The organism is Candidatus Manganitrophus noduliformans (assembly GCF_012184425.1).
Classification (GTDB): Bacteria; Nitrospirota; Nitrospiria; order SBBL01; family Manganitrophaceae; genus Manganitrophus; species Manganitrophus noduliformans.
Window position 1 is genome coordinate 632,716 of sequence record NZ_VTOW01000001.1, and the last position, 24,581, is coordinate 657,296.

Below are 24,581 nucleotides of genomic sequence, written 5' to 3' on the forward strand. Positions count from 1 at the left end.
GAGAAGAGATGTCATTCGTACCGGTTGCAAAGGCCAGTGAAATTCCGCCGGGATCGGCTATACTGGTAGAGATCAACAACCTCGAGATCGCCCTTTTTCGATTGGGCGATGAGTTTTACGCCACCTCGAACCTCTGCATCCATCAGGGGGGGCCGCTCGCGGAGGGGAGGATTGACGGGGAGCAGGTGATCTGTCCCTGGCATCACTGGCGTTTCAACATCAAGGATGGAACCTCCCCGCTCAGCCCAAAGCTGAAATTGAGGACCTTTCCGGTCAAAAGAGAGGAAGATCAAATCTTGATCGACCTTCCCTGACGCCGCCACATAAAGGATCGTGCATGAGTAAACGGTTTTTCACCCCGATTGGGATTCGCGGAGGGGGAATCCTCTTACTGCTCGCCTTTCTGCTCGGGGGGTGTTCTTCGTTTCGGGGCCGCTCCTCCATGCCGGGGGTCAGTCAGGAGGCGGCCCGGCAGGTTTATGAGATCCGCTTGGCGACGGAAAAATACCGGGACATCGAGAAAGCGCAGGCCGACGGCTATTTCCGGTTTACCGGATATATTCCGAACATGGGGTATCAATTTGCGAATCCGAAGCTCTTCTCCGGATTCAATCTCCGCCAGCCGCCGATTTTGATCTATGATGAACGGGATGGGCGTTATGAGTTGACCGGCGTGATCTTCATCGCCCCCATCGATAAGAGTCCCGGGAGTGTTCTTCCTTTCAAGGGGGCCGAATTCATGAAGCACCCGATGAAATGTCACTACCGGGACGGGACCAACCTGAATCTGGAGAAGGCGGAGCAATGTCCCCAGGAACACCCGCTGACCCAGTCGGCGCTTGTCTTCTGGCACCCCGATCTCTGGATGATGTCGGCCTGGGTCTGGTATCCCAACCCGAACGGCCTCTTCTCCCTCTACAATCCGCTGCTGAATTTCGCGAGATAATCGAATGATTGTTTTTCGTAGGGGCGTATTGCAATACGCCCCTACAATTTGTACCGCAATTTACGGCGTCAGGACCACCTTCCCGAAAAGATCCCGCGACTGCATCTTCTCCTGCGCTTCTCTTGCCTTGGAGAGGGGATAAACCGAATCGACAATCGGTTTCAGTTTCCACTCGCCGACGAGACGGGCGACCGTCTCCATCTCGGCCCGGGTTCCGGTTCGCGCCCCTAAAATCGAGAGGTCTTTCCAGAAGACGTGGCGGAGATCGAGCTCGGTCGTCGGCCCGGTCGTCGCGCCGCAGGTGACGAGGGTCCCGTTCTTCGCAAGGGAGACGATGCTTTTGCCGAAGGTGGCGGGGCCGACATGCTCGAAGACGACATCGACCCCTCGCCCCTGTGTCATCTTGAACACCTCCCGCGAGAAGTCGCGCTCCGCATAGTTGATCAAGAGATCGGCCCCCAGCTGGCGGGCCTGGTCGAGCTTCTTCCGGGTGCTGGCCGTCGCAATCACCCGCGCCCCGGCGAGCTTGCCGATCTGAACGGCGGCGCTCCCGACCCCGCTTCCCCCCGCGAGAACCAAGAGATCCTGTCCCGGCTTCAGGGCGGCGCGGGTGATCAACATGTGCCAGGCGGTGACAAAGGTGATCGGAAAGGCGGCGGCCTCTTCAAAAGAAATCCCATCCGGAATGGGGATGAGATTCGCCGCGGGCGCTTTCGCAAACTCGGCGTAGCCGCCGTCGGTTCCCGCCCCGAAGATCCGGTATTGATCGCAAAGATTGTCCCGTCCCGAGAGGCAGTAAGCGCAGCGAAAGCAGGAGAGGCCCGGCGCGATGACCACCCGCTGCCCGACGGAGATTCCCTCCACCCCGGGGCCGACCTCCGCCACAATCCCGGCGACATCGGAGCCGGGGATATGCGGAAGCTGGATCTTATACGCCGGAACGCCTTGGCGGATCCAGAGATCGAGATAATTCAAGGCGCAGGCCTTGACCTGCACGACCGCCTCCCCCGGTCCCGCCTTGGGTGTGGGGACCTCTTCATAAACCAGGGTATCGATCTCTCCGAATTGGTGGAAACGGACCGCTTTCATCGACAAACCTCCTTGGATCAAAACGGTTCCATCGGATTTTTCCCCTCCGCCAACAGGCGAAGTCTCTCGTCATGTCGGGCGATGAGATCCCAATTCGGCTCCGGTGCCATTTCATAACCGACGGCGAGAACCTGGAGCGAGTGGAGGGTCCGATAGACCTTCAACGACTCGGCCGGCCAGTCCGCTTTCTCATAGCCCGACAGAAACGGGGCGCGATCTTGAGGATAGAAGAAAAAAGCTTCTTCCAGATGAAGTAGATCGGCGGTGGCATCCCCCCACCAAGCCCATTCAAGATCGAACACCCCTGAGATCCGCGGCACGCCCGAATCGCTTTCCATAAAGAGAAGATTATCATAATGGAAGTCCCCATGGAGGAAGACCGGCTCAATACGCTCGGGAAGCGCTTGCAGCTCCTCGGTAAAACGGAGTGTCAGGGCTTCTTTCCAGGTCGGAGCGCCGCCGAGATCTTTCTCGCAGCGTGAGAGCGCTTGGTCGAACCGCTCCCGAAAATAGTCGCGCCAGGAGGCTTCTTTCGGAAAGACGCGCGGGTCATCGAGCCGATTGCCGAAGAAGGGGACCCGAATTCGATGGAATCGCCGCAGCAGCCGGCCGATCTCTTCCAAGAGGGCATTCCGTTTCGGTTTCGGAAGCGACTCGATCGCTTCACCCACGCCGCGCCCTTCCAGAAAAGGGATCAGCGCGTAGTCGAACGGCAGCAATTCTCTAGAACAGTCGGAGAGGTAATCGAGGGCGAGCGGGAGATCGGGGGCGACCTGGTGAAGCCAGCGGTAGTTTTTCGCCTCTCGGTTAATTTTATCGAGCTCCCGATCGTGGACATTGATCCGGCAGACCCATCGCCGGCCGTTCTCCATCAAAAAAAGAGAACTCTCATTGACCGCGCCCCCCATCGGCTCCGAGACCCAGACCGGCCGGCCGATCCGGTGCCGGCGGCAGATCTCCCGCGCCAGCGGAAGATCGATCCGGGGGGGCGCTTGGGGCGGGGTCATTTTGCCTCGTCGGGGAGATCGGACATGTCGAGCGACTTCCCATGGAGATGCGGGTCGGCATCGGCCGCCATGGCAAGGAAGAGGAGCGCTTTTGCGACCCGGGCCGGATCTTGGAGCCGGCTCGGATCTTCTTTGGGGTAGGCGGCGGCGCGCATCCTCGTCCGTGTGCCGCCGGGATTCAGCGTCACGACGCGGAGATTGAATGGAGCGACCTCCTCGGCGAGCGTCTGCATCATCCCTTCGAGCGCGAACTTCGAAACGGAGTAAGCCCCCCAGGTGGCCCGCCCGATTCTTCCGACGCTGGAGGTGACCGAGAGGATCGTTCCGGCCCGGCGCGGAATCATCGTCCGGACGACCGCCTGCGTGACATAGAAGGTTCCGTTGACATTGACCCGAATCACCTCTTCCCAGGCCTCGGGGGGATAGGTGGCGATCGGCTCGGAGGGGCCGAGGACCGAGGCGTTGTTGATCAGGAAATCGATCGCCCCCCAATCGGAAACGGTCTGGGCCACCATCCGCTGGACATCCCTGCGAACCGAAATATCGAGCCGGAAGGGCCGGACCAAGCCGCCGGCCTCTTCGATCACCTTCGCCGTTCCGAAGAGCTCCCCCTCGCTCCGGGCGCAGATCGCGATCTTGCACCCTTCGGCGGCGAATCGCTCCGCCGCCGCCCGCCCGATGCCGCGGCCTCCCCCGGTGATCAGGACGACCTTGTCTTTCAATTGCATATTGAACCTCCGGAAGTTAGGATAATGGAAACGACCGATCAATTCAATGGCAAACCCGGATCGGTCGCTCTGTTCATTGATTTGAACGCCGTTGCTGTGGTAGATTGCCCCAACGATTTAATTTTTTCGTGTAGAGACGTCCCGCCGGGACGTCTCTACAGAGAATGAATTTTCAATGGAAAGGAATTTCGATGGCGCAGATGAGTCCCGAAGAGATCATTGAGCAGCAACGGCAAGATTGGAGCCGGGTTGCCCCGGCGTGGGAGAAGTGGGATGCGCTGCTTCACCGAAACCTCTCCTTTCTCAATTACCGGCTTGTCGGCGATGCCCGGATTCGGCCGGGGCAGCGGGTGTTGGATCTCGGCTCCGGGACCGGCTATCCGGCGATTGTCGCCGCCGATGCGGCCGGGAACGAAGGAGAGGTGCTCGGCCTCGATCTCTCCGAGGAGATGCTCGACCGGGCCAAGCGGAAAGCATACGGCTTGGGACTCTTTCAGCTCGACTTCCGCGTCGCCGATGTGACGCACCTATCGGAAGCGGACCATTCCTTCGACGCGGTCATCAGTCGATTCTGCCTGATGTTCCTTCCCGACGTTGCGAAGGCGGTCGGCGAAATCGCGCGGGTGATGAAGCCGGGGGGTTATTTCGCGGCGGCGGTCTGGTCGGGGCCGGACCAAAACCCCTTCGTCAAAATTCCGGTCGATGTTCTCAAGCGGTTTATCGAGATCCCGCAACCTCCGCCCGATCAGCCGGGGATTTTCCGGTTGGCGAAACCGGGGGATCTCTCGGGGATGGCCGAGAAGGCGGGACTTCGTAAATTGACGGACGAAGAGATTCAAGCAGAATCGTTTTACGATTCGCCGGAGACCTATTGGACCAACCTCATCGATATGGCCGCCCCGCTCCAGCCGCTTTTTGCCAAGCTCTCGTCGAAAGATCGGGGAGAGGCGGAGCGTCAGATCAAAGAAGCGGTGGAGCCGTATCGAAGGGGAGAAGAAATCGCCCTGCCGATGGCGATCCGGATTGTCGTTGCGCGCAAGCCGTCTTAATCTTGCCGATGGAAAGAGATCACGCCGAAATGAAAACGCCGCTCCGATTCAGCGACAGCCGAGAGATCGATCCGAAAGCGGTCTTGGCGCTCTACCGTTATGCCGATTGGTCCAAAGATCGGACGCTGGAGGAGACGCAACAGGTTCTCTCACAGTCGAGTCTGGTCTTTTCCCTCTGGGAGGGGCCGCGCCTGGTCGCCTTTGGGCGGGTGTTGACCGATTTCATTTTTCGCGCGGCGGTCTATGACGTCATCGTCCACCCCGATGTGCAGAAACAGGGGGTCGGGCGCGCGCTGATCTATAAAATTCTGACCCATCCTTCTTTAAAGAAGGTTCCGGTCTTTTATCTGCTGACCAGGGACAAGCGCCCGTTCTATGAAAAACTCGGCTTTGTGACGACGGAAGAGGAAGGATACAGCTCGATGATCTTTGTTCGAAAGGAGACGAAGCCGTGACGTCTGCGCTCCGATCCCCCCGCGAGCGGCTCGGCGGCTATCTCCTCCTCCCCCGGCTGATCGACAAGGTCCGGCTGCACGCGCAGGGGACTCTTCCGCCGGAGTATGTCGGCAATCTTCTCAAGCCGACGGGATCGACCCTCGACAGCCGATTTCTCGCCTTCACCGGACTTGATGCGGAGAAATTAAGAGAGGCGATTCTAACGGCAAAGAATGACGACGCGGTTCTCGCCTGGGTCGAACGACACGCCATTTCCCACAACCCTTCGGAAAAGGAGGCCTGGGCCGAAGAGATTGCGACCTACCGCCCCACGCCGGAGATGGCGGAATATCGTAAGAAGATTTATCCGGAACTGGCGGGCAAGGTCGATCTGGCCTCGATCAGCGTCCTCGACATGATCGATCTGGATGAGGGGCGGATTCCGACGAGATGAAGCCGGTCTCGCAGCGCGCCGCTTCGCTCCTGCTGATGCTCGCCGCCTTTCTCTGGGGCGGCTCGGTGATCGCTCAAAAATGGGGGGTGACCCACTTTCCGCCGCTTCGTCTCGCCCTCCTGCGCGGGGTCGGGGCGACCCTCTGCCTCCTGCCGTTCTGGTGGGGGTCGAACGACCGGCGGCCGTTCAAACGGGGGGAGCTTCCGCTCCTCTTCTCTCTCGCCTTCCTGTCGATGATCGGAAATCAACTCGCGAACTACTACGGCCTTCGAACGATTCCCGCTTCGGAGGCGGGTATCATCATGGGCTCGACGCCGGTTTTGACCGCCCTTCTCTCGGCGCTTTTTTTCCGAGAGCCGCTGACCCGGCGACGGACGGCCGGATGCCTCCTCTCCTTCATCGGGATAGTCCTGGTCGTGGCGCGACCTCCTCAGGCGCAAGCGGTCGCTTCCTGGCGGGGAGATCTCTTTGTTTGCCTCGGTGTTCTCTCCTGGGTCTCCTACACCCTCTTGGCGCGATCCATTCTAAAGGAGCACTCTTCCCTCGCCCTCACCATGGCGACCTTTTCGATCGGCACGATGCTGATCGTTCCCCTGGCGATCTGGGAAACGGCGCCGCTGCAATCGGTCCCACCGTCGGCCTGGGGGGCGCTGACCTATCTGATCCTCTTTGCTTCCGTCATTGCCTTCTTTGCCTGGAACATCGGTCTTCAGGCGGTCGGCCCGACCCGGGCGTCGATCTTCAGCAACCTGATCCCGGTGACGGCATTGGTATTGGGCGTGGTTCTCCTTTCGGAAACGATCTCGATCAAACAATTGGCGGGGATGGGATTGATTTTGGTCAGCGTCTGGATGGTGAACCGGCGGGAAGGAGAAAGTTAAAAAAGAATCTGCGCCAGCTTCTCCCGATATTTTTCGGCCAAGGGGGAGCGGGGGCCGATCACCTCGAAGAGTTGGAGCATCGCCTTGCGGGCGCCGTCATCTTTGAAGCGGCGGTCTTTCCGGACGATTGCAAGGTAGGTTTCCAGCGCTTTCTCATATTCTCCGTCGGCGGCAAGCCGGTGGGCCAGATCGAATGCATGTTGCAGATTCTCCGGCTCGCGCGCCGCGCGGGCCTGTAACTCGGCCAGCGACGGGCCGCTCTTTTGGGAAAGGGCGAGGTCGAGTCGAATCTGCAGCCGACGGGTCTCTTCATGAAATTGAAGGGCGGCCGGAAGATGATTGAAGAAGAGGCGGGCTTCTTCAACCCGGCCCAGCGCCAGGAGGAGCCGGAGCTTTCCGAGCAGGGACGCGGCATGTTGCGGCTCGTGCTTGAGCGCCTCTTCGTAGAGACCGAGCGCTTCGCGCGGCTGTTTCTCTTCTAGAGGGCGCGCTTTCTGCGCGATGAGATCGGCCTCGGAGGGGACGAGGTTATCGACAAACTCCCGAATCTGCCTTTCCGGAAGAACGCCGACGAATTCATCGGCCATGTGGCCGTCCACAAAGGCTTTCACCGCCGGGATCCCCTGAATCCGATACCGGCCCGCGAGGCTCGGATTTTCATCGGTGTTCACCTTGACGAGTTGAACTTTCCCCTGATAGGCGTTCACCACCCGCTCCAGGATCGGGGCGAGCATCCGGCAGGGGCCGCACCACTCCGCCCAGAAATCGACCAGCACCGGCGTTGTCTTCGAAGCGGCGATGACCTTCTCTTCAAAATCGGCTTCGTTCGCTTCTTTCATCCAAATAGAATCCATCGCTACGCTCCCTTTTCTCGATACTCATTCTAGCACAGGATGAATCGTGCGGGGATGGGGCGGTTTTAAGGGGGGTTTTTATCGAAGGGGATCGGATCGACGGATCCAGCCCATAATGTCGGTGGCGACCTCTTCGACGGCGCGCCCGGTCACATCGATGATTCCCCACCGCGGATTCTGGCGATAGAGCTCGCGGCAGTAGCTGAGCTCCTGAATGATCGGCTCCATGTCGGCATAACCGGCGACCCGCCGGTTCAGCTTCATCAGTCGCGCCTCACGGATTTCCATGAGGCGCTGGGGTTCGATGATCAGGGCGACGACCTTGGCCGGATCGACCCGCTGCAGCTCTTTCGGGAGGGGAATATTCAAGATAATGGGAATATTTGCCACCTTGTAGCCGAACTGCGCAAGATAGATAGAGAGGGGCGTTTTCGCCGTTCGGGAAGGGCCGACCAGGACAATATCGGCCTGAACGATCCCCTGGATGCTCTGGCCGTCGTCGTGCTTCACCGTAAACTGCACCGCCTCCACGCGGCTGAAGTAGTCGGTATCGATCCGGTGAAGCCGTCCCGGTTCGGAGCGGGGCCGGCTATTGAGAAAATGGCTCATTGCGGTCAAAAGCGGCCCAAGGAGATCGACGGCGAGCAGCCCCGACTGGAGGGCCTCTTCGCGCATTTTGAGCCGAAGCGACTCGGAGACGAAGGTAAAGATGATCAGCCCCTGGCGCGACTTTGCTTCCTGAAGCACCTCTTGTATCTGGGTTTCCGAGCGGATGTAGTGGCGGCGGGCCAGGATGGTTTTATCTTGAGAAAACTGGGAAAGGGCGGCCTGGCAGATTTTTTCCGCAGTTTCTCCCGTGGCGTCGGAGACGACGAAGATGGGACGGACCTCGGCGGGACGTTCGGGCATGGCGACATGATAACCGATTTCTTTGAAAAAACCAATCTTGAAGATCGAAAACACCGGAGGCGTGAGGCGAAAATGCCTAAAATATTTTGAATTTACCCCTTACGCCATACCCCACACACTCCCGTGTTTCCATGTCTTTCGTTGATCTTTGGAGCCGATTTTGTTAAGCTGGCACACGGTGACTTCACCCCGTCTGTTTCGCCCCGGTGAGGAGATGCTCAGACGCGTCTGTCCGGTTCTATCGGGCGCCGGGAGCCCTCATTAGATACGCTCATACAGAATGAAAGAAAGGAATGCCGTTCAATGAAACAACTGTTAGAAATCCCGCAACGGATCAATCGCCTGGAAGAGCTTGCTTACAATCTTTGGTGGAGTTGGCATCCGGAGGCGCGGTCCCTTTTTGAGGCCCTCGATCGTCCCCTCTGGAAGCAGACCAATCACAACCCGGTGAAGGTGTTGCAAGGGTTGGCGAAGGAGCGATTCAAAGAGGTGGCCGAAGACCCGACCTTCCTTCGCCGTTATGACGCGGTGATTAAGGCGTTGGACACCGATCTCGGTTCTCGCCCGACCTGGTTTGGAGAGAGATTCCCCGATCTTTCTTCCGCTTCGATCGCCTACTTTTCGGCGGAGTTTGGACTGCATAACTCGCTGCCGATCTACTCCGGCGGGTTGGGCCTCTTGGCCGGAGACCACTGTAAGGAAGCGGGGGATCTCGGGATCCCTCTCATCGGCGTCGGCTTTCTATATCCCCAAGGTTATTTTCATCAGAAGATCCAGGCGGACGGATGGCAGGAGCCGATCTACCGACCGCTCGACCTCAACGCGGTGGCGATTCGGCCGGCCCAGTTCCCCTCCGGTCAGGCGCTCGTTGAAGTTCCTGTCGGTCCGCGAAGTATCTATATCAAAGTCTGGGAGGTTCGGGTCGGCCGTGTCCGGCTTTATTTGATGGATACCGATGTTCCGGAGAATGCCCCATGGGATCGGGAGCTTTCCGCCCGTCTTTACGGTGGGGACCAGGAGCTGCGGATCCGCCAGGAAATCGTCCTCGGCATCGGGGGGGTTCGCCTCTTGCGCGCCCTCGGCATCCATCCGACCGTCTGGCACTGCAACGAGGGACATACTTCGTTCCAGATGCTGGAGCGAATCCGCGAGGGGGTCGCCGCCGGAAAGCGCTTCGAGGAAGCGGCCGAGTCGGTCCGGAAGAGCAGCATCTTCACCACCCATACGCCGGTCCCCGCCGGACATGACGCCTTTCCCGCCGCGCTGATCGAAAAATACTTTTCAAATTATTGGCCGATGTTGGGGCTGGACCAGGCCCGCTTTTGGGAGTTGGGACGCCATCCGGAGCCGTGGGGGGAGGCGTTCAACATGACCGTTCTCGCCTTTCATCTCACAGAGGGGCGCAACGCCGTCAGCCAGCTCCATGGAGAGGTCTCGCGAAAGATGTGGCAGCATCTTTGGCCGAATACCGACGTCGAGAAGGTCCCGATCATTTCGATCACCAATGGAATCCATACGCCGACCTGGGTCGCGCCGGAGATGAACGAGCTCTATAAAAAGTATCTCTCCCCCGATTGGGTCCACCATCATGACGAGCCGACCCTCTGGCAGCGGGTGATGGATGTTCCGGACGACCTTCTCTGGGAGACGCGGCAACAGCTGAAGCGAAAGTTGCTCGGATTCATCCGGGAGCGGGCGCGGACCTCTTGGACGGAAGATCGCGCCGATCCGATTCAGCTTCTGGCGGCCGGCACCCTCCTTGATCCGGAGGCGCTGACGATCGGCTTTGCCAGACGCTTCACCGCGTATAAGCGGGCGACGCTCCTTTTTCAGAATCTGGAGCGGCTCAAGAAGATCTTGGGAAACCGATGGCGGCCGGTTCAAATCGTCTTTGCCGGCAAGGCCCATCCGGCCGATGAGGTCGGCAAGCGCTACATCCAGCAGATCTACACTCTCGCCAAAGATTCGGGGCTGGCCGGGCATATCGCTTTCGTCGAGAATTACGACATGCACGTCGCCCACTTTTTTATACAGGGGGTCGATATCTGGATGAATACTCCCCGGGCGCCCCTGGAGGCGAGCGGCACGAGCGGGATGAAGGCTTCCCTCAACGGCGTCCCCCAGCTGAGTATCTTCGATGGGTGGTGGCCGGAAGGGTACAACGGCTCGAATGGATGGACCTTTGGAGTGAAACCGGGACCCTCCCTTCAGAATCTTTCTCCCGAAATGCAAGATACGTCCGACGCGGAGGAGCTCTACTCGATCTTGGAGAACGAGGTGATCCCCCTCTACTACCGGCGGGACGCGGATGGTGTTCCGCGCGGTTGGATTCAGACGGTCAAAGAGGCGATTCGCACCGTGGCCCCTTTCTTCTGCGCCAGACGGATGGTCAAAGAGTACGCCGATAAACTTTATGCGCCGGCCGCGAGGCAATCGAAGGAGTAGCAATTCGATTTCAGGATGCGGAACCGGTAGAGACGTCCCGCCGGGACGTCTCTACTTCATTCTCCGTATTGACCCTGTGGGGTGTTCTTGGATCTGGAAGAAAAGTTAATTCGGAAAACGGTGGTTTATCAGGGAAAGTATATTCGGACCGAGGAGCAAATCGTCCGGCTTCCCGATGGGACGGAGGCGCTTCGGGAGATTGTCTCCCCGCCGGACGCGGTCGGTATTCTTCCGATCGATTCGGAAGGGAAGGTTTACCTGGTCCGACAATATCGGCCGGCGATCGGTCAGGTCACGCTGGAGATTCCCGCCGGGATCTTAGAGCCGGGGGAGAGTTCGTCCGAAACGGCGCGGCGGGAGTGCGAAGAAGAGGTGGGGATGCGGCCGGAGCGGCTTGATTTCCTCTTCGGCTATTACCATTCGGTCGGTTTTTCGACCGGCAAGATTGAAGTTTTTCTCGGCCGCGATCTTCGCCCCAATCCCCATGCGCATACCGACCCCGGCGAGTTCATCGAAGTGGTGCTCCTTCCATTTGCCGAAATCTATCAGCAGGGACTTTCAGGAAAGATCATCGACAGCAAGACGCTCTTGGCGCTTCTCTGGTATCGACAGACCGTTCTAAAAGCGGTTTAGAAGTTAAACCGACTGAAAAAGCTGGTCGAGGACGGCTTTGAATTCCTTTATCGTAAACGGTTTGTGAAGATGGAGATTGCCGGTCTCCTGAATGAATTCGGTCGTCGACTGGTTTGCGATATCGCCCGTTAAGAAAATGATCCGCTTTGCCATATCGGGAAAGTGGGCCTGAACCTTCTCATAGAATCCCTTCCCATCCATAAATGGCATCTTCATATCGAGGAAGATGGCATCATATCCTTTTTCCTTCAATTTCCCGGCAGCCTCGCGGCAATCGATCGCCTGATCGACCTGATAACCGATTTTGGAAAGAAGATGTGATACAAGGTCAAGGAGGAGTTGTTCGTCATCGACGACGAGAATTCGCTTCATCAACGGATCGATTCCTCAAAAGCCTCTTGATCGATTTTAACCAATCCTTTTTGAATGGCATACCGGATCAACTGGGCCACGTTTCGGAGGGCAAGTTTATTCATGATATTGGCCCGGTGGGTCTCTACGGTCTTGACTCGGATCCCGAGTTTTTCCGCGACCTCTCGATTCTTGAATCCTTCTGCGACCAAACGGATCACTTCTTGTTCTCGCTTGGTCAACGCCCTTGCTTCCGGCATTTCTCGTCCCTCCTGGTTGTTTATTGACAATGGTCGGCGTCCGACCCTTCGGATAACATCCCCCATTGATATAGCTAGTCAGAAATATAGAAGGGAAGGCTTGAAATGAGTATCGGATTCGGTCTGTTTATTTTGTGGGACGCCGACTGGTATGTTCGTAGGTGTTTGTCCTACAATGTCTACAGGTGTTGAGGGGGCTAGGGAGGTCAGCGCTATTCAACCAGCTTTTGTTGGATGGCGTAGTGGGTCATCTCCGCATTGTTTTTCATCTTCATCTTCTCGAGAATGCGGGTTCGATAAGTGCTGATGGTTTTTACGCTGAGTGAGAGCTCTTCGCCGATTTCTTTGACCGTTTTCCCGGAGGCGATGAGCCGGAGCACTTGAAATTCACGGTCGGAAAGCGCTTCGTGAAGCGGCCGCTCGGAAATAGACTCCAGGTTGAAGGCAAGCCGCTCCGCCAGATGCGGGCTGATATATTTCCCCCCTCGGGCGACTTTCCGGATCGCCTCGACGAGGTGATCCGGGGCGCTCTCCTTCGTCAAATAGCCGGACGCCCCCGCCCGGAGCACGCGGACGGCGTATTGATCTTCCGGGTGAATGGTCAGCATGAGAACCGGGAGCTTCGGCCGCTCGCTCTTCAACTGCTTCAAGATGTCGAGGCCTCCGCGGCCCGGCATCGAAATATCCAGAACGATCACGTCCCACTGATCGCTCCTCATCTTTTCGAGCAGTTCCTGACCGTTGTGCGCTTCCCCCGCGACCACCATATCGGAGGTTTCCGTGAGGATCTGTTTCAATCCTCTCCGGACGATTGCGTGATCGTCTGCAATGAGAATCTTGATCATACTTCCTTTCCAACGTCGGTCGGTTGCTGAAGCGGAATCCGCACGGTGATGGTGGTCCCTTTTCCGGGGACGCCGCCGATCTGTACGGTTCCTCCCCAGAGGAGCGCCCGCTCACGGATTCCCAAGAGTCCGAGCGACTTCGAATTCGTAATTTGGTTTTGCGTGATCCCTCTTCCGTTGTCTCTGACCTCCAAGGTCAAGACTTCCTCGGTTTTTTCCAGGAGAATGGCGACCTCATCGGCATTGGCATGCCGGACGATATTGGTGAGCGTCTCCTGGAAAATCCGAAAAACCGCGGTGGACCGGTCGGGGTCAAGCAGAATCTCCTCCGGCCGAACGGTGAACCGGCAGCGCATCCCCGTTCGGTTTTGAAATTCCGAAACCTGCCATTCAATGGCGGCGGTCAGCCCGAGGTCGTCCAATACGCCGGGTCTCAATTCCGTCGAGATCTTCCGGAGGGTCTGAACGGTCGTGTCGACCAGCTTTGCCATCGATTTCGTTCTGTCCCGCAGCAGCGCTTCTTTTTTCGGCAGCCGTTTTTTCAGCCATGATAGTTCCATTTTTAGAATTGTCAATAGCTGTCCCAGTTCGTCGTGAATTTCGCGCGAGATGCGGGTCCGCTCTTCCTCCACCATGGAGTGAAGCCGGCTGGAGAGGCTTCGGAGCTGCTCCTGGGATCGCCGCAGCTCCTTCTCGACGTTCCTTTGCTGATTTTCCAGGGCGATCTCCCTTTCTCTCCGGCGATAGCTATCGTATAGGACCCCCGTGGCGTGGGAGAGAATTTCTAAACCCGCTTGCTCCGTCCCGCTGTATCCGCCGGGGCGATTCGCAATGCCGATCATTCCGACCACCTCGTTTGCACGGACGATCGGAACGCCGAGGAAGTTGCGCATGGCGGGGTGTCCGGGAGGGATCCCTCCGGAGCGGGGATCGGCGGCGGCATCGTTGGAAATGACGACCTTCCCGCTTTCGATGACTTTTCCGAAGAGATTGTCGAAGCGGTAGAGTTCAAGATATTCCTGCTTTCCGTCCATCCGGAGGGCGTCTTTATAGAATGGACGGATCTGGATCGGTCCGACGTCAATTCCTTCGATGGCGAGAATCCGGAAGGCCGGCCCTTCCACGACCACGCCGATAAAGCCGTATTCGCTTTCCGTTTGGCGGAGGGCCGAGCGCAGAAGAAGCGAGCTGGTCTCGTTCCAGTCTCGGCTGTCGAGATAGGCGGTCATCGCGTCGGTGACCGCCGCCAGCTGGTCCGTCTTGATTCGGAGCGCTTCCTCCGCATGATTTCTCTCGGTGATGTCCATCATCGCCCCGATCATCCGGACCGGCGTCCCCGCCGCGTCCCGAACGATATAGCCGCGGTCGAGGAGGGTCGCATAACTTCCATCGCCTCGCCGGAAACGATACTCCCCCGACCAGAGCTGATCGCCGCCGGCGATTGCACTGTGAATCCCCGAGAGGACCCGCTCTTTATCTTCCGGATGAAGCCGGTTTGTCCAAGACTCGATCCCCGGCTCGATCTCCTCCGGTTTGTAGCCGAAGAGGGTTTGAAGGTTCTCATTCCACCAAAGCGTGTTCGTGATCAGATCCCAATCCCAGACGGCGTCGTTGGTGGCGCGTGTGGCGAGATGAAAACGCTCTTCGCTCTTCCGGAGCGCCTCCTCCGTTTTTTTGCGATCCGAAATATCGGCCACGACGGCGACAATTCCGGTCATCGTCGGCTCCGAGCCGGGGAGGGGGGCGACGGAGATGCTGATGTCGACCGACGATCCGTCCTTTCGGGAATGGCACGTCTCCAATCCGGTAAACCCTTTCCCTTCGCAGACCAGTTTTTGAAGAAGATCCAGCTCTTCCTCTTGATCCACGGGAAGGATCGGGAATCGCTGATTGAAAATTTCATACTCTCTCCAGCCGAAGAGCCGCTCCGCCGCGGGGTTCCACATCTTCACCTTTCCTTCCGAGTCGAGGGCGAAGATCGCCAAGGGAGAGGCATGAATCAAAGCGCGAAGTGTCTCATTCGTTTCACGCAAGGCCTGTTCGGCTTGGCGGCGCTCGGTAATATCTTCGGCCACCCCGGCCACGCGGTAGACCTTTCCCGATCCGTCTTTGATCGGAAAGCCCCGATCCCGAATCCAGCGAACGGAGCCGTCGGTCCGAATGATACGATATTCGGTGTCGGTCGGCTCTCCCCGGCCTTGTTGCTCCATGGCGTCGAGAACACGGACCCGGTCTTCGGGATAAACCGCATCCAGAAACGATTTCGGCTGATCATACAGGCTCTGACAGGCGCGTCCCCAGATCTGCTCGTAGGCGGGACTGATGTAGAGCAGTCGGAAAGGATCGCGCTCCACGATCCAGAAGATCTCATGGATGTTCTCCGCCAGCTGTCGGAACCGGCGCTCTGAATCTTGCAGCTCCCGTTCGGTTTTTCTCGATTCTGTGACATCCTCCGCCAAAACGAGCCGGGCCTCCTTTCCCCGGAAGAGGATCAGATTCCAAGTGATCTCGGCCTCAATGAGGCTTCCATCTTTTTTTCTGTGCGTCCAGACCCCGCCCATAACCGGGTCCGAAGATGTTTCCCGATGCGCAGCCTCTTGGAGATAGCCCAGTAGGAGAGGAATTTCTTCCGGCGGGCGGATGTCGCAAATCGTCATCCGAAGGAACGCTTCTCTCGAATAACCATAATGACGGATCGCCGCTTCGTTGACCGCCAAGAAAGTATGCGTTGAAGGGTCGACGACCCACATCGGGTGGGGATTTCGATCAAACAGGAGCCGGTACTGTTCCTCGCTTTGCCGGAGCGCTTCTTCCGCGCGGAGGCGCTCGGTCACATCGTTGGCCAGGACAAGTTTGGCCTTCCTTCCGGAGAAGGAGATCAGATCCGATGTGATCTCCACGTCGATTACCGTCCCGTCTTTTTTTCTATTTCGCCAGATCCCCCCCGGGCCGACACGGGTGCTGATCTGCGGAAGATTCTTAAGGAGGGTCGGAATATCTTCGGCGGGGCAGAGATCTGTGATCGTCATCGAGAGAAACTCCTCCCGATGATAGCCGTAGCGGGACACAGTCGCTTCGTTGACCGCCAGAAAAGCGAGCGTCTCCAGATCGAACACCCACATCGGGTACGGATTGTTCTCGAACAAAAGCCGATATTTTTCTTCGCTTTCCCGCAGCCGTTCGTCGGCCCGTTTGCGGTCGGTAATATCGACGACAAAACCGACCGTCTTCTCCCGGGAGGCTTCGAGGAAGGCGGCGCCGATCATCACAGGGATCCTGCTTCCGTCTTTGCGGATAAATTCTTTCTCAAACGGAGCGCAGACCCCGGTGGCGGCCATCTCATCGAGGCCTTTGACGTCCAGAAGGCGATATTCGGAGGGGGTCATCTCTTTCCAGCTGATTTCCCCCGAGCGAAGCTCCTCGCGGGTATATCCGACCATTTGAAGAAAAGCGTCATTGGCCTCCGTGATATTTCCGTTGACGTCCGAGAAAACAATGCCGATCATGTTGGAATCAATGACCCGCCGGAAGCGGCTTTCACTATTCCGCAGCGCTTCCTCCGCCCGCTTCTGCACCGTCATGTCGGCCAGAATGCCGACGATCCCTCGGATATGACCTTGCCCGTCCCGCAACGGTGCGGTGGATAAGCTGACATCGACCTGGGAGCCGTTCTTTCTTTGGCGGCTGACTTCGAGGTTGGAAAAAACTTTCCCTTGCAGAAGCGCCTGCACCAATCCTTTAAACTCATTCTCTTTCTCTTTGGGGACGATGGGGTTGAAGCGGCCGATGGCCTCTTCCGGACTCCATCCGAAAATCTGTCGGGCGGCGGGATTCCATGTTGTTACTTTTCCATTCAGATCGAGGGTGATGATGGCCAGGGGGGAGGCCTGGATGAGGGCTTGAAGGGTGTGGTTGGTCTCGCGCAGCGCTTCTTCCATCTGTTTCCGCTCGGTGATGTCGTCCACGACCGCGACAAAATACTTCGGCTTTCCCGAGGGGTCGTTGATTTGAGAGACCGTGATATCGCCCCAAACGATCCGGCCATCTTTGCGGATATAGCGTTTTTCAAACCGATGTTTATCAGTCTTTCCGGCCGCCAGCTCCTCTCTCACCCTCATGCTCGCCGCCAGGTCGTCCGGATGGGTCATCTCTTGGAAGGTCCGTCCCGTCAGCTCTTCCCGCGTATAGCCGAGGAAGGCGGCATAACTCTGATTCACCTGAATAAAACGTCCTTCCAGATCGACCACGCCGATTCCGGAAGGGGCCCGGTCGAAAATGGCACGGAATCTTTCCTCGCTCTCCCGAAGATCGACGGTCATGCTCTCCGCGAGGTCGATGGCGCGCCGGCGCGCGGTCGTCGTCGACCAGGTAATGTAAGAGAGCAACAGGGAGAACGTCGCCCCGCCGAAAAGAATGAGGAAAGGAAGGGTTTCTTCTATTTCCGATAGGAAGGAGGCATGGGTGGAAAAGTAGATGTGCCAATGGCGACCTGCGATATCCAAAGAGGCGATTTGTGTGTATCTGGGGGGATTGTTGCCGGTGTTGGCGCCCAGGATGTCATTGCTGTCGTAAAGCAGGCTCTCTTTCGTTAGGAGGGGAAGGGGATTGGTTGTCTTCTCCATTCCACCGTCGAAAATCTCAAACTGAAAGTCGAGCCTGGAATTGCCGCCGAGGACCTCCTGCATGAGATCCTTCATGTTGAACGCGGAGGCGACGAATCCGATCAGGGCGCGGCGTTTCTCCTCCACCGTGGTCTGAGGCAGCCCATTGCGGTAGACCGGGACCCGAATGGAAAATCCGACCTCCTCGGTCCCGACCAGGATAATCCGTCCGGTCGAGACGGGATGACCGGTATCGCGCGCTTGTTCGAGGGCTTGCCGTCGGACCGGCTCGCTTCCGATATCGAAGCCGAACTGTACCGGAATGGGTGAGAACGGCTCTGTAAATTCAATCGGGAAGTACTCGGGGCGATCTCCTTCGGGATGGATTGAAAAATCGGGATAACCTTTTGGACCGATGCTCGTATCGTTGCGCACCTGTCTTTCGAATGCAGCCCGTTCCGATTTAGGCACGTATCTGACAAAGATCAGATCGTAAATGCCGGGATAACGTTTTTGTAACTGGAGCGATTCGATATATCTTCTCCAGTCGGCCCGGGTGATGTTTTGGTTCACCGCAAAGAGACCGCGCACGGACAGGAGGATATCTGTATACGTCTGAATGCGTCCTTCAATCGCCCTGGATGCCCTTGCGACGCGTCTGTCAAAACGAGTATGTGCTTTATTCTCAATGTTTTGTTGAGTAAAGTGCCAGGCGATCCCGGTGAGGGTCAGGGTCACTGAGAGGACAACGAAAGCCGAAGGGGCTAGGAAAAGAGAATGGATGAATTTCTGCAGAGGGTGAATGGATGCTCCTGGTGTCCTCTTCTGAAGAGGGGCTGCCTTCAAGAGCGTGTGTACTCCTTATGTCAGAGATTTTCAACCTGATGGTCTCGGAATCCCCTCGTGGGAAGGGAGCGAAATGCTCTATGGTACCATCCTGAGCGGTAAAATCAAGTACATTTTGGTCAGTGTTCGGGGAGATGTGGGAAATGGCTGAGGGGAAAGACGGGAAGGGGAGGATCCGCCTGAAGACGCTGTTTCGTCGATGCGCGCCTTAATCGGCGAAGTGCTGCTTGATCATTTGGTAAGCCTCGACCACTTTTCGAAGCTCGGCTTCCGTGCTTCGATCCCCTCCGCGGGCATCGGGGTGATACTCCTTTGCGTAGCGGCGAAATGCGGCGGTCACTTCAGTCATGCCGGTTCCCTCCTCCACCCCCAGGATTTGGTAGGCCTGTGTCAGAGAGGAAATCTCTCCATGGGAAGCGGTTTCCGAGCCATTTTGGCTGAACTGGCTGAAAAAATCGGCGAGGTTGAACGGCCGCCGGCGTTTCCTTCGGGGCCGGTTATAGAGCTGGCTTTCCAACTCGTCGAGGCGATCTTCTACGTAGGAGACGCGTCCTGCGGTCCGGTCGAGGTCGGCGAGGGTCGTCGCCTCGTCCACCTGGTCTAAGATTTTTTGGAAGAGGATTTGATAGTCTTGGAGCCGTTCCTCCAGGGTGAAGAAGGAGTGACCCCGGGCATCGTCGTATCGGTCGACCGCGAAGGCGAGATCGATTTCGATCGTTTCATTCAACTCGACCAGACGGCGCTTGAGGCGGCCTTTTCGGTCTCCCAGTTTTTTAAGGAAATCTTCATCCATGGCATGCGATCATTTCGAGAAGATTACGCCTTGACGAAGCTGCAGCAATAATCGGTCAGACTGTGGACCTTCAGCTTAAATGTGGTTCGGGCGGGGACGGTAAACTGCGCTCCCCCTTTGATCCGCTTCCAGCCGTTCTCTCCCTCCAGAAACACTTCCAGATCGCCGGAGAGAATCTCCATGATTTCTTGATCGCCGATTTTAAATTCGAACTCCCCCGGCTGCATGATGCCGAGGGTCTTGCGGCTGCCGTCCGGAAAAAGGACTGTCCGGCTGGTGACCTTTCCGTCAAAGAAGACGTTCGCCGCTTTTTTTACCGTGACGTTTTTAAATTCGCTCATTTGTCCTCTATATCTTATGTGGGGCCGGCGCCGGAGGAACCCCATTGGTTTTAGATCTTTTCACCAGGTGCGCCATGCCCCATGCCCCATCCTACTTAAATTTTATCCGGGACCGGCGCTACGTACTTCCCGGTTGCCTTTAGGCTCTCATCAGGAGCGCTATGCTCTGGATTATGTGTCGGTCCGGAAGTATTTTGCCTCGGGGTGGTGGAAGACGAGGGCGGAGACCGACGCCTCCGGGTCCATCATGTCGCCGTCGGTCAGCTCCACGCCGATTTTGGCGGTGGCGTCGAGCAGCCGGAAGAGCTTTCGCTGGTCGGCGAGATTCGGACATGCGGGGTAGCCGAAGCTGACCCGGATGCCGCGATAGCGGTTCTTCAGGACGTCTTGAATCGTCATCTCCGGCGGGTCGGGAATTCCCCAGTCGTTTCGAATTTTTTGGTGCACCCACTCGGCGAAGCCTTCGGCCCCCTCGATCGCGATCGCTTGAAGCAGATGCGAGCGAAGATATTCCCCCGCCTCCTTCAGCTGCGTGGAGAGGGCGCGGACCCCTTTCCCCATCGTCACGACGAAAAGGGCGACCGAGTCGATCTCATTCGAGTCCACATCGCGGCAGTAGTCGGAAAGACAAAGCCGCTCCCCCGCCGGCTGCCGGGGGAAGGTAAAGGTTTCGAGCAGGCGGGCCGGATCGGCCGGATCGTAGATCAGCAGATCCTCTCCCCGCGCCCGGCAGGGAAGATAGCGGTAGACCCCCTGGGCGGTGAGGGTTCGCTTTGCGAGAATCTCCTCCTGCATCGCCACCACGGAGGCATGAAGCTTCTCCGCCCGCTCGTCGCGGTCGGCCAGGAGCCGTTCGAGATTTCCTTTCAACCCCAAGTGCTTTCCGTAGAGCATCGACGGGTTGATGTACGCGAAGATCTCCCGGAGCGGCCCCTCTTCGATTGCGTGAAAATCAAAATCAGGGGCCTTCGGCAGGGGGAGATCGCGCCGGACGTTCGATCGGGCGCGGACCTCCGACGCCGGCTGCGGCTTCTTCTCCATCCCCTCGGCGATCTTCACCATCGCGCTCCGCTCCGTCTCGGTCTTCTTCAGAAGCCCGGGGCGCTGGGTCTCATCGATCCATTGGTTCGCGAGATCAAGCCCGTTCATCGCATCCTTGGCGTAGAAGACCGGTCCCGGATATTCCGCGGCGATCTTCGTGTCGGTGAAGCGCTTGGTGAGGGCCGCTCCGCCGACCAGGATCGGTATGGTGACGCCGGCGGTCTTGAAGTCCTGGGCGGTGATCACCATCTGCTGGGCCGATTTCACCAGCAAGCCGGAGAGGCCGACCATATCGGGCCGCTCCTTCCGGATCGCCTCGATCAGCGTCTCCGGCGGGACCTTGATCCCGAGATTGACCACCTTGTAGCCGTTGTTGCTCAGGATGATCTCGACCAGATTCTTCCCGATGTCGTGGACATCCCCTTTCACCGTCGCAAGGAGGATCGTCCCGCGCGCAGCGGTATCGCTCTTTTCCATGAACTGCTCCAGGTGCCTTACCGCCGCCTTCATCGCTTCGGCCGACTGCAGCACCTCCGCCACGATCAGCTCGTTATTATTGAAGAGCCGTCCGACCTCATCCATGCCGGTCATCAGGGGGCCATTGATAATTTCAAGCGGCGTCGCTTCCTTCCGCTTCAGCTCCAAATCTTCAATAAGACCCTCTTTGGAGCCTTCGACGATGTAGCGGGCGAGCCGCCCATCGAGGGGAAGATCGGCGCGGGTTTTCTTGGCGATCCCCTTCTTGTCCTTGAAGTGGGCGGCGAAGGCGGCGACCGGGTCCGCTCCCCGCCAGAAGATTAAATCTTCGGCGAGACGGCGCTCCTCCTCCGGGATGGAGGGATAACGCTCCAGCTTCTCGGCGTTGACGATGGCATAGTCGAGCCCCGCTTTGACGGTATGATAGAGAAAAACGGAGTTGAGGATTTCGCGACCGGCGGTCGGAAGACCGAAGGAGACGTTGCTGACCCCCAGGATCGTTTTGGATTCCGGGAAGGTCTCCTTGATCAGCCGGATTCCTTCAATCGTCTCCGGGGCAGAGCCGATGTAGTTGGCGTCGCCGGTTCCGACCGGAAAGACGAGGGCGTCGAAGATCAGATCCCGCGGGGCCAGGCCGTATTTGTTCACGAGCAAGTCGTAGGAGCGTTTTGCGATCTCGATCTTCCGCTGGCGCGTGACCCCCATCCCCTGGACGGGGTCTTCATCGATGCAACCGACGACCACGGCGCCGCCGTATTTCTTCAAGAGCGGGACGACCAGCTCGAAGCGTTCCTCGCCGTCTTCCAGATTGATCGAGTTGACGATGCACTTTCCCTGACAGAGCTTGAGCGCCGCTTCGATCACCCGATGATCGGTCGAGTCGATCATGATCGGCGCTTTCACCTTCTTATTCAGGATCTGGAGAAAGGCCTCCAGGTCGGCCAATTCATTCCGGTCCGGATTGGCCATGCAGACGTCGATCACCTGTGCGCCGTTTCGGACCTGCGCCCGGCCGATCTCGGCCCCCTCTTCGATTTTCCCGTCGACGATCAGCTCTTTGAATTTCCGGCTTCCGATCACGTTGGTCCGCTCGCCGACGATCACCGGACGGTTCTCTTCCTCGATCAGAAGAAAGTCGATCCCGGACACGGCCGGTTTCAGCGCGCCCTTCGGGGTGCGCGGTTTTCTCCCTTCGACCATTTTTGAGATCGCCGTGATATGCGCCGGGGTGGTCCCGCAGCAGCCGCCGATCAGATTGATCCACCCCTCCTCGACGAACCGGGAAAGCTTGGCGGCGAGCGATTCGGGGGTTTCTTCGTACTTTCCTTCTTCATTCGGAAGGCCCGCGTTGGGGTAGACCGAGACGAGGCAGGTCGCCATGTTGGCGAGCGAGCGAATGTGGTCTGTCATAAACTCCGGACCGGTGGCGCAGTTCAGGCCGATCGAGAGAATCGGGAGATGCTCCAGCGAGGCATAAAGCGCCTCCACCCCCTGACCCGCGAGCATCGTTCCGGTCCGCTCGATGGTGGCCGAGATCATGATCGGGATCTCGATCCCCATCTCTTTCTGGGCCTGGAGGATGCCGATCGCGGCGGCTTTCAGATTGATGGTGTCCTGGGCCGTTTCCAACAAGAGAAGATCGACCCCGCCTTCGATTAATCCTTTGGTCTGAAGGGCAAAGGCCTCGACCAATTGATCGAAAGTGACCCCGCCGGTGACGGTGATCGCTTTGGTCGTCGGCCCCATCGAGGCGGCGACGAGCCGGGGCTTGGCAGGGGTGGAATATTTCTTTGCGGCAGCCTTCGCGACCTGCGCCCCCGCGCGGTTGATCTCCAAGACCTTGTCCTGAAGGCCATACTCCGCCAGAACGATTCCGGTGCCGCCGAAGGTGTTGGTCTCGACGATATCGGCTCCCGCGGCATAATAGGCCTCATGAATCGATTGGATGACGTCGGGGCGGGTGAGATTCAAGTTCTCATTGCATCCTTCCAGCTCCGGCCCTCCGAAATCGGCGGCGGTCAAATTTCTGGCCTGGATCATCGTCCCCATCGCCCCGTCCAGGACCAAGATTCGCTCGCGCAGCAGGGCTTTTATTTGATCGCTTCCCAAGTAAATAATCCCTCCGTGAAAAATGAATTTTAATTCTAACAGAAAGAGAGGTCCACCTCCATCTTTTTTTACGATTTTCTAGGCAAAAGCGGGGGGTGTTCCCTCGTTCTTCCGATTGACTCTCTCCCATCAACATGTTAGATTGAGCAAATATTTTTAGGGTTGAAATCGATCCAATGCTCGACGTCAAGCTGCTCAGAGAGAATCTTGCGGAGGTGAAAAAGCGGCTGGCCGATCGCCAGCTCGACATTTCCTTTGACGCCTGGGCGGAATCGGATCAGCGGCAGCGGGCGCTGAAGGCGCAGATCGAAGGCCTCAAGGCGAAAAAGAACCAGGCCAGCGAGGAGATCGCCCGCTCCAAGCGGGAAAAAAAGCCGATCGACCCGATCCTGCAAGAGATGAAAGAGGTGGCTCAGCAGATCGAGCAGCTCGAAGGGGAGCTGAAAAAGACCGAGGAAGAGATCGGCCCCTTTTTGCTGCGGCTCCCGAATCTTCCCCATTCGTCGGTTCCCGTCGGCAAAGATGAACGGGATAATCAGGAGATCCGCCGGTGGGGTGCGCCGCCGCCGTTTTCATTCAAGCCGAAGCCGCATTGGGAGATCGGCGAGGCGCTCGGCATCCTCGACTTCGAGCGGGGAGCCAAAATCGCCGGGGCGCGCTTTACCCTCTACAAGGGGGCCGGGGCGAGGCTGGAGCGGGCCCTGATCAATTTTATGCTCGATCTTCACACCCGGGAACATGGCTATCAGGAGGTCCTTCCCCCGTTTATCGCCAATCGGGAAAGCATGACCGGGACGGGACAGCTCCCGAAGTTTGAGGAAGATCTCTTCCGGTTGAAGGATGAAGATTACTTTCTCATCCCGACCGCGGAAGTCCCGGTAACCAATATTTACCGCGGCGAGATTTTGGCCGAGGCGCAGCTTCCGATTTCGCATGTCGCGTACACCCCCTGCTTTCGTAGGGAGGCCGGCTCCTACGGCAAGGACACGCGCGGCTTGATCCGGCAGCATCAGTTTAATAAGGTGGAACTGGTCAAGTTTGCCAAGCCCGAAGCGTCGTACGATCATCTGGAACGGCTTTTAAAAGATGCCGAAACGGTTTTGCAGCGGCTGGCGCTTCCCTACCGGGTGATGGCGCTTTCCACCGGCGACATGGGATTCGCGGCGGCCAAGACGTATGATATTGAAGTCTGGCTCCCCTCGCAGCAGATGTTTCGGGAGATCTCGTCTTGCAGCAATTTCGAGGCGTTCCAGGCGCGCCGCGCGGAAATCCGCTATCGAACCGCGGCCGGCAAGGTCCAGTACGTTCATACGCTCAATGGCTCGGGTCTGGCCGTCGGGCGGACGTTGGTCGCGATCCTCGAAAATTATCAGCAGGAAGACGGCTCGGTCGTGATCCCAGAAGCGCTGCGCCCCTACATGGACGGAGTGTCAAAGATCGAGAAGGGAAAAGCGGCCTGACGAGGCAACGGATGTGGGCCAAGGTTC

21 protein-coding genes are annotated in these 24,581 nt (G+C 58.0%); 9 read left to right on the forward strand and 12 right to left on the reverse strand.

The window, feature by feature from the left end; translation table 11 throughout:
- Positions 1-8 precede the first annotated feature (8 nt).
- Both MNODULE_RS03035 and MNODULE_RS03040 read left to right on the forward strand, forming a co-directional pair.
- Positions 9-314, forward strand: coding sequence for a Rieske (2Fe-2S) protein (locus MNODULE_RS03035; RefSeq protein WP_168058004.1), 306 nt, complete (start codon positions 9-11; stop codon positions 312-314).
- Positions 315-337: 23 nt separating this feature from the next.
- Positions 338-946, forward strand: coding sequence for a hypothetical protein (locus tag MNODULE_RS03040; RefSeq protein WP_168058005.1), 609 nt, complete (start codon positions 338-340; stop codon positions 944-946).
- Between the two features lie 60 nt (positions 947-1,006).
- Here MNODULE_RS03040 and MNODULE_RS03045 read toward each other — a convergent pair whose 3' ends face one another.
- The 3 genes from MNODULE_RS03045 to MNODULE_RS03055 are packed head-to-tail and all read right to left on the reverse strand — an operon-like array spanning position 1,007 to position 3,770.
- Entirely contained in the window at positions 1,007-2,035 is a 1,029-nt protein-coding gene (locus MNODULE_RS03045) for a zinc-binding dehydrogenase (RefSeq protein ID WP_168058006.1), read from the reverse strand.
- 17 nt (positions 2,036-2,052) lie between these two features.
- Positions 2,053-3,042 (reverse strand): phosphotransferase family protein, encoded by a 990-nt coding sequence (locus MNODULE_RS03050; protein WP_168058007.1) that lies wholly within the window; start codon positions 3,040-3,042, stop codon positions 2,053-2,055.
- Positions 3,039-3,770 (reverse strand): SDR family NAD(P)-dependent oxidoreductase, encoded by a 732-nt coding sequence (locus tag MNODULE_RS03055; RefSeq protein ID WP_168058008.1) that lies wholly within the window; start codon positions 3,768-3,770, stop codon positions 3,039-3,041. The genes MNODULE_RS03050 and MNODULE_RS03055 overlap by 4 nt, the downstream gene beginning before the upstream one ends.
- Before the next feature lie 191 nt (positions 3,771-3,961).
- Between MNODULE_RS03055 and MNODULE_RS03060 the strand changes: the two genes are divergently transcribed.
- Genes MNODULE_RS03060 through MNODULE_RS03075 form a run of 4 tightly spaced genes read left to right on the forward strand, consistent with a single transcriptional unit; the run spans position 3,962 to position 6,589 of the window.
- Complete coding sequence (locus tag MNODULE_RS03060) at positions 3,962-4,819, forward strand: class I SAM-dependent methyltransferase (RefSeq protein ID WP_168058009.1); 858 nt, start codon at positions 3,962-3,964, stop codon at positions 4,817-4,819.
- Between the two features lie 29 nt (positions 4,820-4,848).
- Complete coding sequence (locus tag MNODULE_RS03065; RefSeq protein WP_168058010.1) at positions 4,849-5,274, forward strand: GNAT family N-acetyltransferase; 426 nt, start codon at positions 4,849-4,851, stop codon at positions 5,272-5,274.
- Positions 5,271-5,708, forward strand: coding sequence for a DUF5069 domain-containing protein (locus tag MNODULE_RS03070; protein WP_168058011.1), 438 nt, complete (start codon positions 5,271-5,273; stop codon positions 5,706-5,708). Before MNODULE_RS03065 ends, MNODULE_RS03070 begins: the two co-directional genes overlap by 4 nt.
- On the forward strand, positions 5,705-6,589 hold the full coding sequence (locus MNODULE_RS03075) for a DMT family transporter (protein WP_168058012.1): 885 nt from the start codon (positions 5,705-5,707) through the stop codon (positions 6,587-6,589). The genes MNODULE_RS03070 and MNODULE_RS03075 overlap by 4 nt, the downstream gene beginning before the upstream one ends.
- On the opposite strand, the gene trxA is transcribed toward MNODULE_RS03075, so the two are convergent.
- Positions 6,586-7,443 carry a thioredoxin gene (gene trxA / locus MNODULE_RS03080; protein ID WP_168058013.1) on the reverse strand — a complete coding sequence of 286 codons (858 nt, stop codon included), beginning with the start codon at positions 7,441-7,443 and terminating at the stop codon, positions 6,586-6,588. The genes MNODULE_RS03075 and trxA overlap by 4 nt on opposite strands.
- A 78-nt stretch (positions 7,444-7,521) precedes the next feature.
- Positions 7,522-8,352 carry a pyruvate, water dikinase regulatory protein gene (locus MNODULE_RS03085; protein WP_168058014.1) on the reverse strand — a complete coding sequence of 277 codons (831 nt, stop codon included), beginning with the start codon at positions 8,350-8,352 and terminating at the stop codon, positions 7,522-7,524.
- A gap of 303 nt (positions 8,353-8,655) precedes the next feature.
- Here MNODULE_RS03085 and glgP point away from each other — a divergent pair, with 303 nt between their 5' ends.
- A complete protein-coding gene (gene glgP, locus MNODULE_RS03090; protein WP_168058015.1) occupies positions 8,656-10,797 on the forward strand; it encodes an alpha-glucan family phosphorylase in 2,142 nt (713 codons plus the stop codon).
- Positions 10,798-10,884: 87 nt separating this feature from the next.
- On the forward strand, positions 10,885-11,430 hold the full coding sequence (locus MNODULE_RS03095) for an NUDIX hydrolase (RefSeq protein ID WP_168058016.1): 546 nt from the start codon (positions 10,885-10,887) through the stop codon (positions 11,428-11,430).
- A 3-nt stretch (positions 11,431-11,433) separates the two neighbouring features.
- Here MNODULE_RS03095 and MNODULE_RS03100 read toward each other — a convergent pair whose 3' ends face one another.
- The 7 genes from MNODULE_RS03100 to metH all read right to left on the reverse strand — a co-directional run bounded on the left by MNODULE_RS03100 (position 11,434) and on the right by metH (position 23,094).
- The gene (locus tag MNODULE_RS03100; RefSeq protein WP_168058017.1) at positions 11,434-11,802 is read right to left on the reverse strand and encodes a response regulator; all 369 of its coding nucleotides are present in this window, start codon (positions 11,800-11,802) and stop codon (positions 11,434-11,436) included.
- Entirely contained in the window at positions 11,802-12,041 is a 240-nt protein-coding gene (locus MNODULE_RS03105) for a response regulator transcription factor (RefSeq protein WP_168058018.1), read from the reverse strand. The genes MNODULE_RS03100 and MNODULE_RS03105 overlap by 1 nt, the downstream gene beginning before the upstream one ends.
- A 212-nt stretch (positions 12,042-12,253) precedes the next feature.
- Positions 12,254-12,886: a response regulator gene (locus MNODULE_RS03110; RefSeq protein ID WP_168058019.1), complete on the reverse strand. Its 633-nt coding sequence runs from the start codon at positions 12,884-12,886 to the stop codon at positions 12,254-12,256.
- A complete protein-coding gene (locus tag MNODULE_RS03115; protein ID WP_168058020.1) occupies positions 12,883-18,078 on the reverse strand; it encodes a PAS domain S-box protein in 5,196 nt (1,731 codons plus the stop codon). The genes MNODULE_RS03110 and MNODULE_RS03115 overlap by 4 nt, the downstream gene beginning before the upstream one ends.
- Positions 18,079-18,541: 463 nt before the next feature.
- The gene (locus MNODULE_RS03120; RefSeq protein ID WP_168058021.1) at positions 18,542-19,126 is read right to left on the reverse strand and encodes a DnaJ domain-containing protein; all 585 of its coding nucleotides are present in this window, start codon (positions 19,124-19,126) and stop codon (positions 18,542-18,544) included.
- Between the two features lie 23 nt (positions 19,127-19,149).
- Entirely contained in the window at positions 19,150-19,467 is a 318-nt protein-coding gene (gene ppnP, locus MNODULE_RS03125) for a pyrimidine/purine nucleoside phosphorylase (RefSeq protein WP_168058022.1), read from the reverse strand.
- A 171-nt stretch (positions 19,468-19,638) separates the two neighbouring features.
- The gene (metH, locus tag MNODULE_RS03130; RefSeq protein ID WP_202882099.1) at positions 19,639-23,094 is read right to left on the reverse strand and encodes a methionine synthase; all 3,456 of its coding nucleotides are present in this window, start codon (positions 23,092-23,094) and stop codon (positions 19,639-19,641) included.
- A 176-nt stretch (positions 23,095-23,270) separates the two neighbouring features.
- Here metH and serS point away from each other — a divergent pair, with 176 nt between their 5' ends.
- A complete protein-coding gene (gene serS / locus MNODULE_RS03135; RefSeq protein ID WP_168058023.1) occupies positions 23,271-24,554 on the forward strand; it encodes a serine--tRNA ligase in 1,284 nt (427 codons plus the stop codon).
- Positions 24,555-24,581: the final 27 nt, after the last annotated feature.

Coding starts and splice junctions, on each gene's coding strand:
- MNODULE_RS03120 (WP_168058021.1), bottom strand. CDS start 19,126: ATGGATGAAGATTTCCTTAAAAAACTGGGAGACCGAAAAGGCCGCCTC.
- MNODULE_RS03075 (WP_168058012.1), top strand. CDS start 5,705: ATGAAGCCGGTCTCGCAGCGCGCCGCTTCGCTCCTGCTGATGCTCGCC.
- MNODULE_RS03035 (WP_168058004.1), top strand. CDS start 9: ATGTCATTCGTACCGGTTGCAAAGGCCAGTGAAATTCCGCCGGGATCG.
- MNODULE_RS03105 (WP_168058018.1), bottom strand. CDS start 12,041: ATGCCGGAAGCAAGGGCGTTGACCAAGCGAGAACAAGAAGTGATCCGT.
- MNODULE_RS03100 (WP_168058017.1), bottom strand. CDS start 11,802: ATGAAGCGAATTCTCGTCGTCGATGACGAACAACTCCTCCTTGACCTT.
- trxA (WP_168058013.1), bottom strand. CDS start 7,443: ATGGATTCTATTTGGATGAAAGAAGCGAACGAAGCCGATTTTGAAGAG.
- MNODULE_RS03055 (WP_168058008.1), bottom strand. CDS start 3,770: ATGCAATTGAAAGACAAGGTCGTCCTGATCACCGGGGGAGGCCGCGGC.
- MNODULE_RS03065 (WP_168058010.1), top strand. CDS start 4,849: ATGAAAACGCCGCTCCGATTCAGCGACAGCCGAGAGATCGATCCGAAA.
- MNODULE_RS03040 (WP_168058005.1), top strand. CDS start 338: ATGAGTAAACGGTTTTTCACCCCGATTGGGATTCGCGGAGGGGGAATC.
- MNODULE_RS03110 (WP_168058019.1), bottom strand. CDS start 12,886: ATGATCAAGATTCTCATTGCAGACGATCACGCAATCGTCCGGAGAGGA.
- glgP (WP_168058015.1), top strand. CDS start 8,656: ATGAAACAACTGTTAGAAATCCCGCAACGGATCAATCGCCTGGAAGAG.
- MNODULE_RS03050 (WP_168058007.1), bottom strand. CDS start 3,042: ATGACCCCGCCCCAAGCGCCCCCCCGGATCGATCTTCCGCTGGCGCGG.
- MNODULE_RS03045 (WP_168058006.1), bottom strand. CDS start 2,035: ATGAAAGCGGTCCGTTTCCACCAATTCGGAGAGATCGATACCCTGGTT.
- serS (WP_168058023.1), top strand. CDS start 23,271: ATGCTCGACGTCAAGCTGCTCAGAGAGAATCTTGCGGAGGTGAAAAAG.
- MNODULE_RS03060 (WP_168058009.1), top strand. CDS start 3,962: ATGGCGCAGATGAGTCCCGAAGAGATCATTGAGCAGCAACGGCAAGAT.
- MNODULE_RS03085 (WP_168058014.1), bottom strand. CDS start 8,352: ATGCCCGAACGTCCCGCCGAGGTCCGTCCCATCTTCGTCGTCTCCGAC.
- ppnP (WP_168058022.1), bottom strand. CDS start 19,467: ATGAGCGAATTTAAAAACGTCACGGTAAAAAAAGCGGCGAACGTCTTC.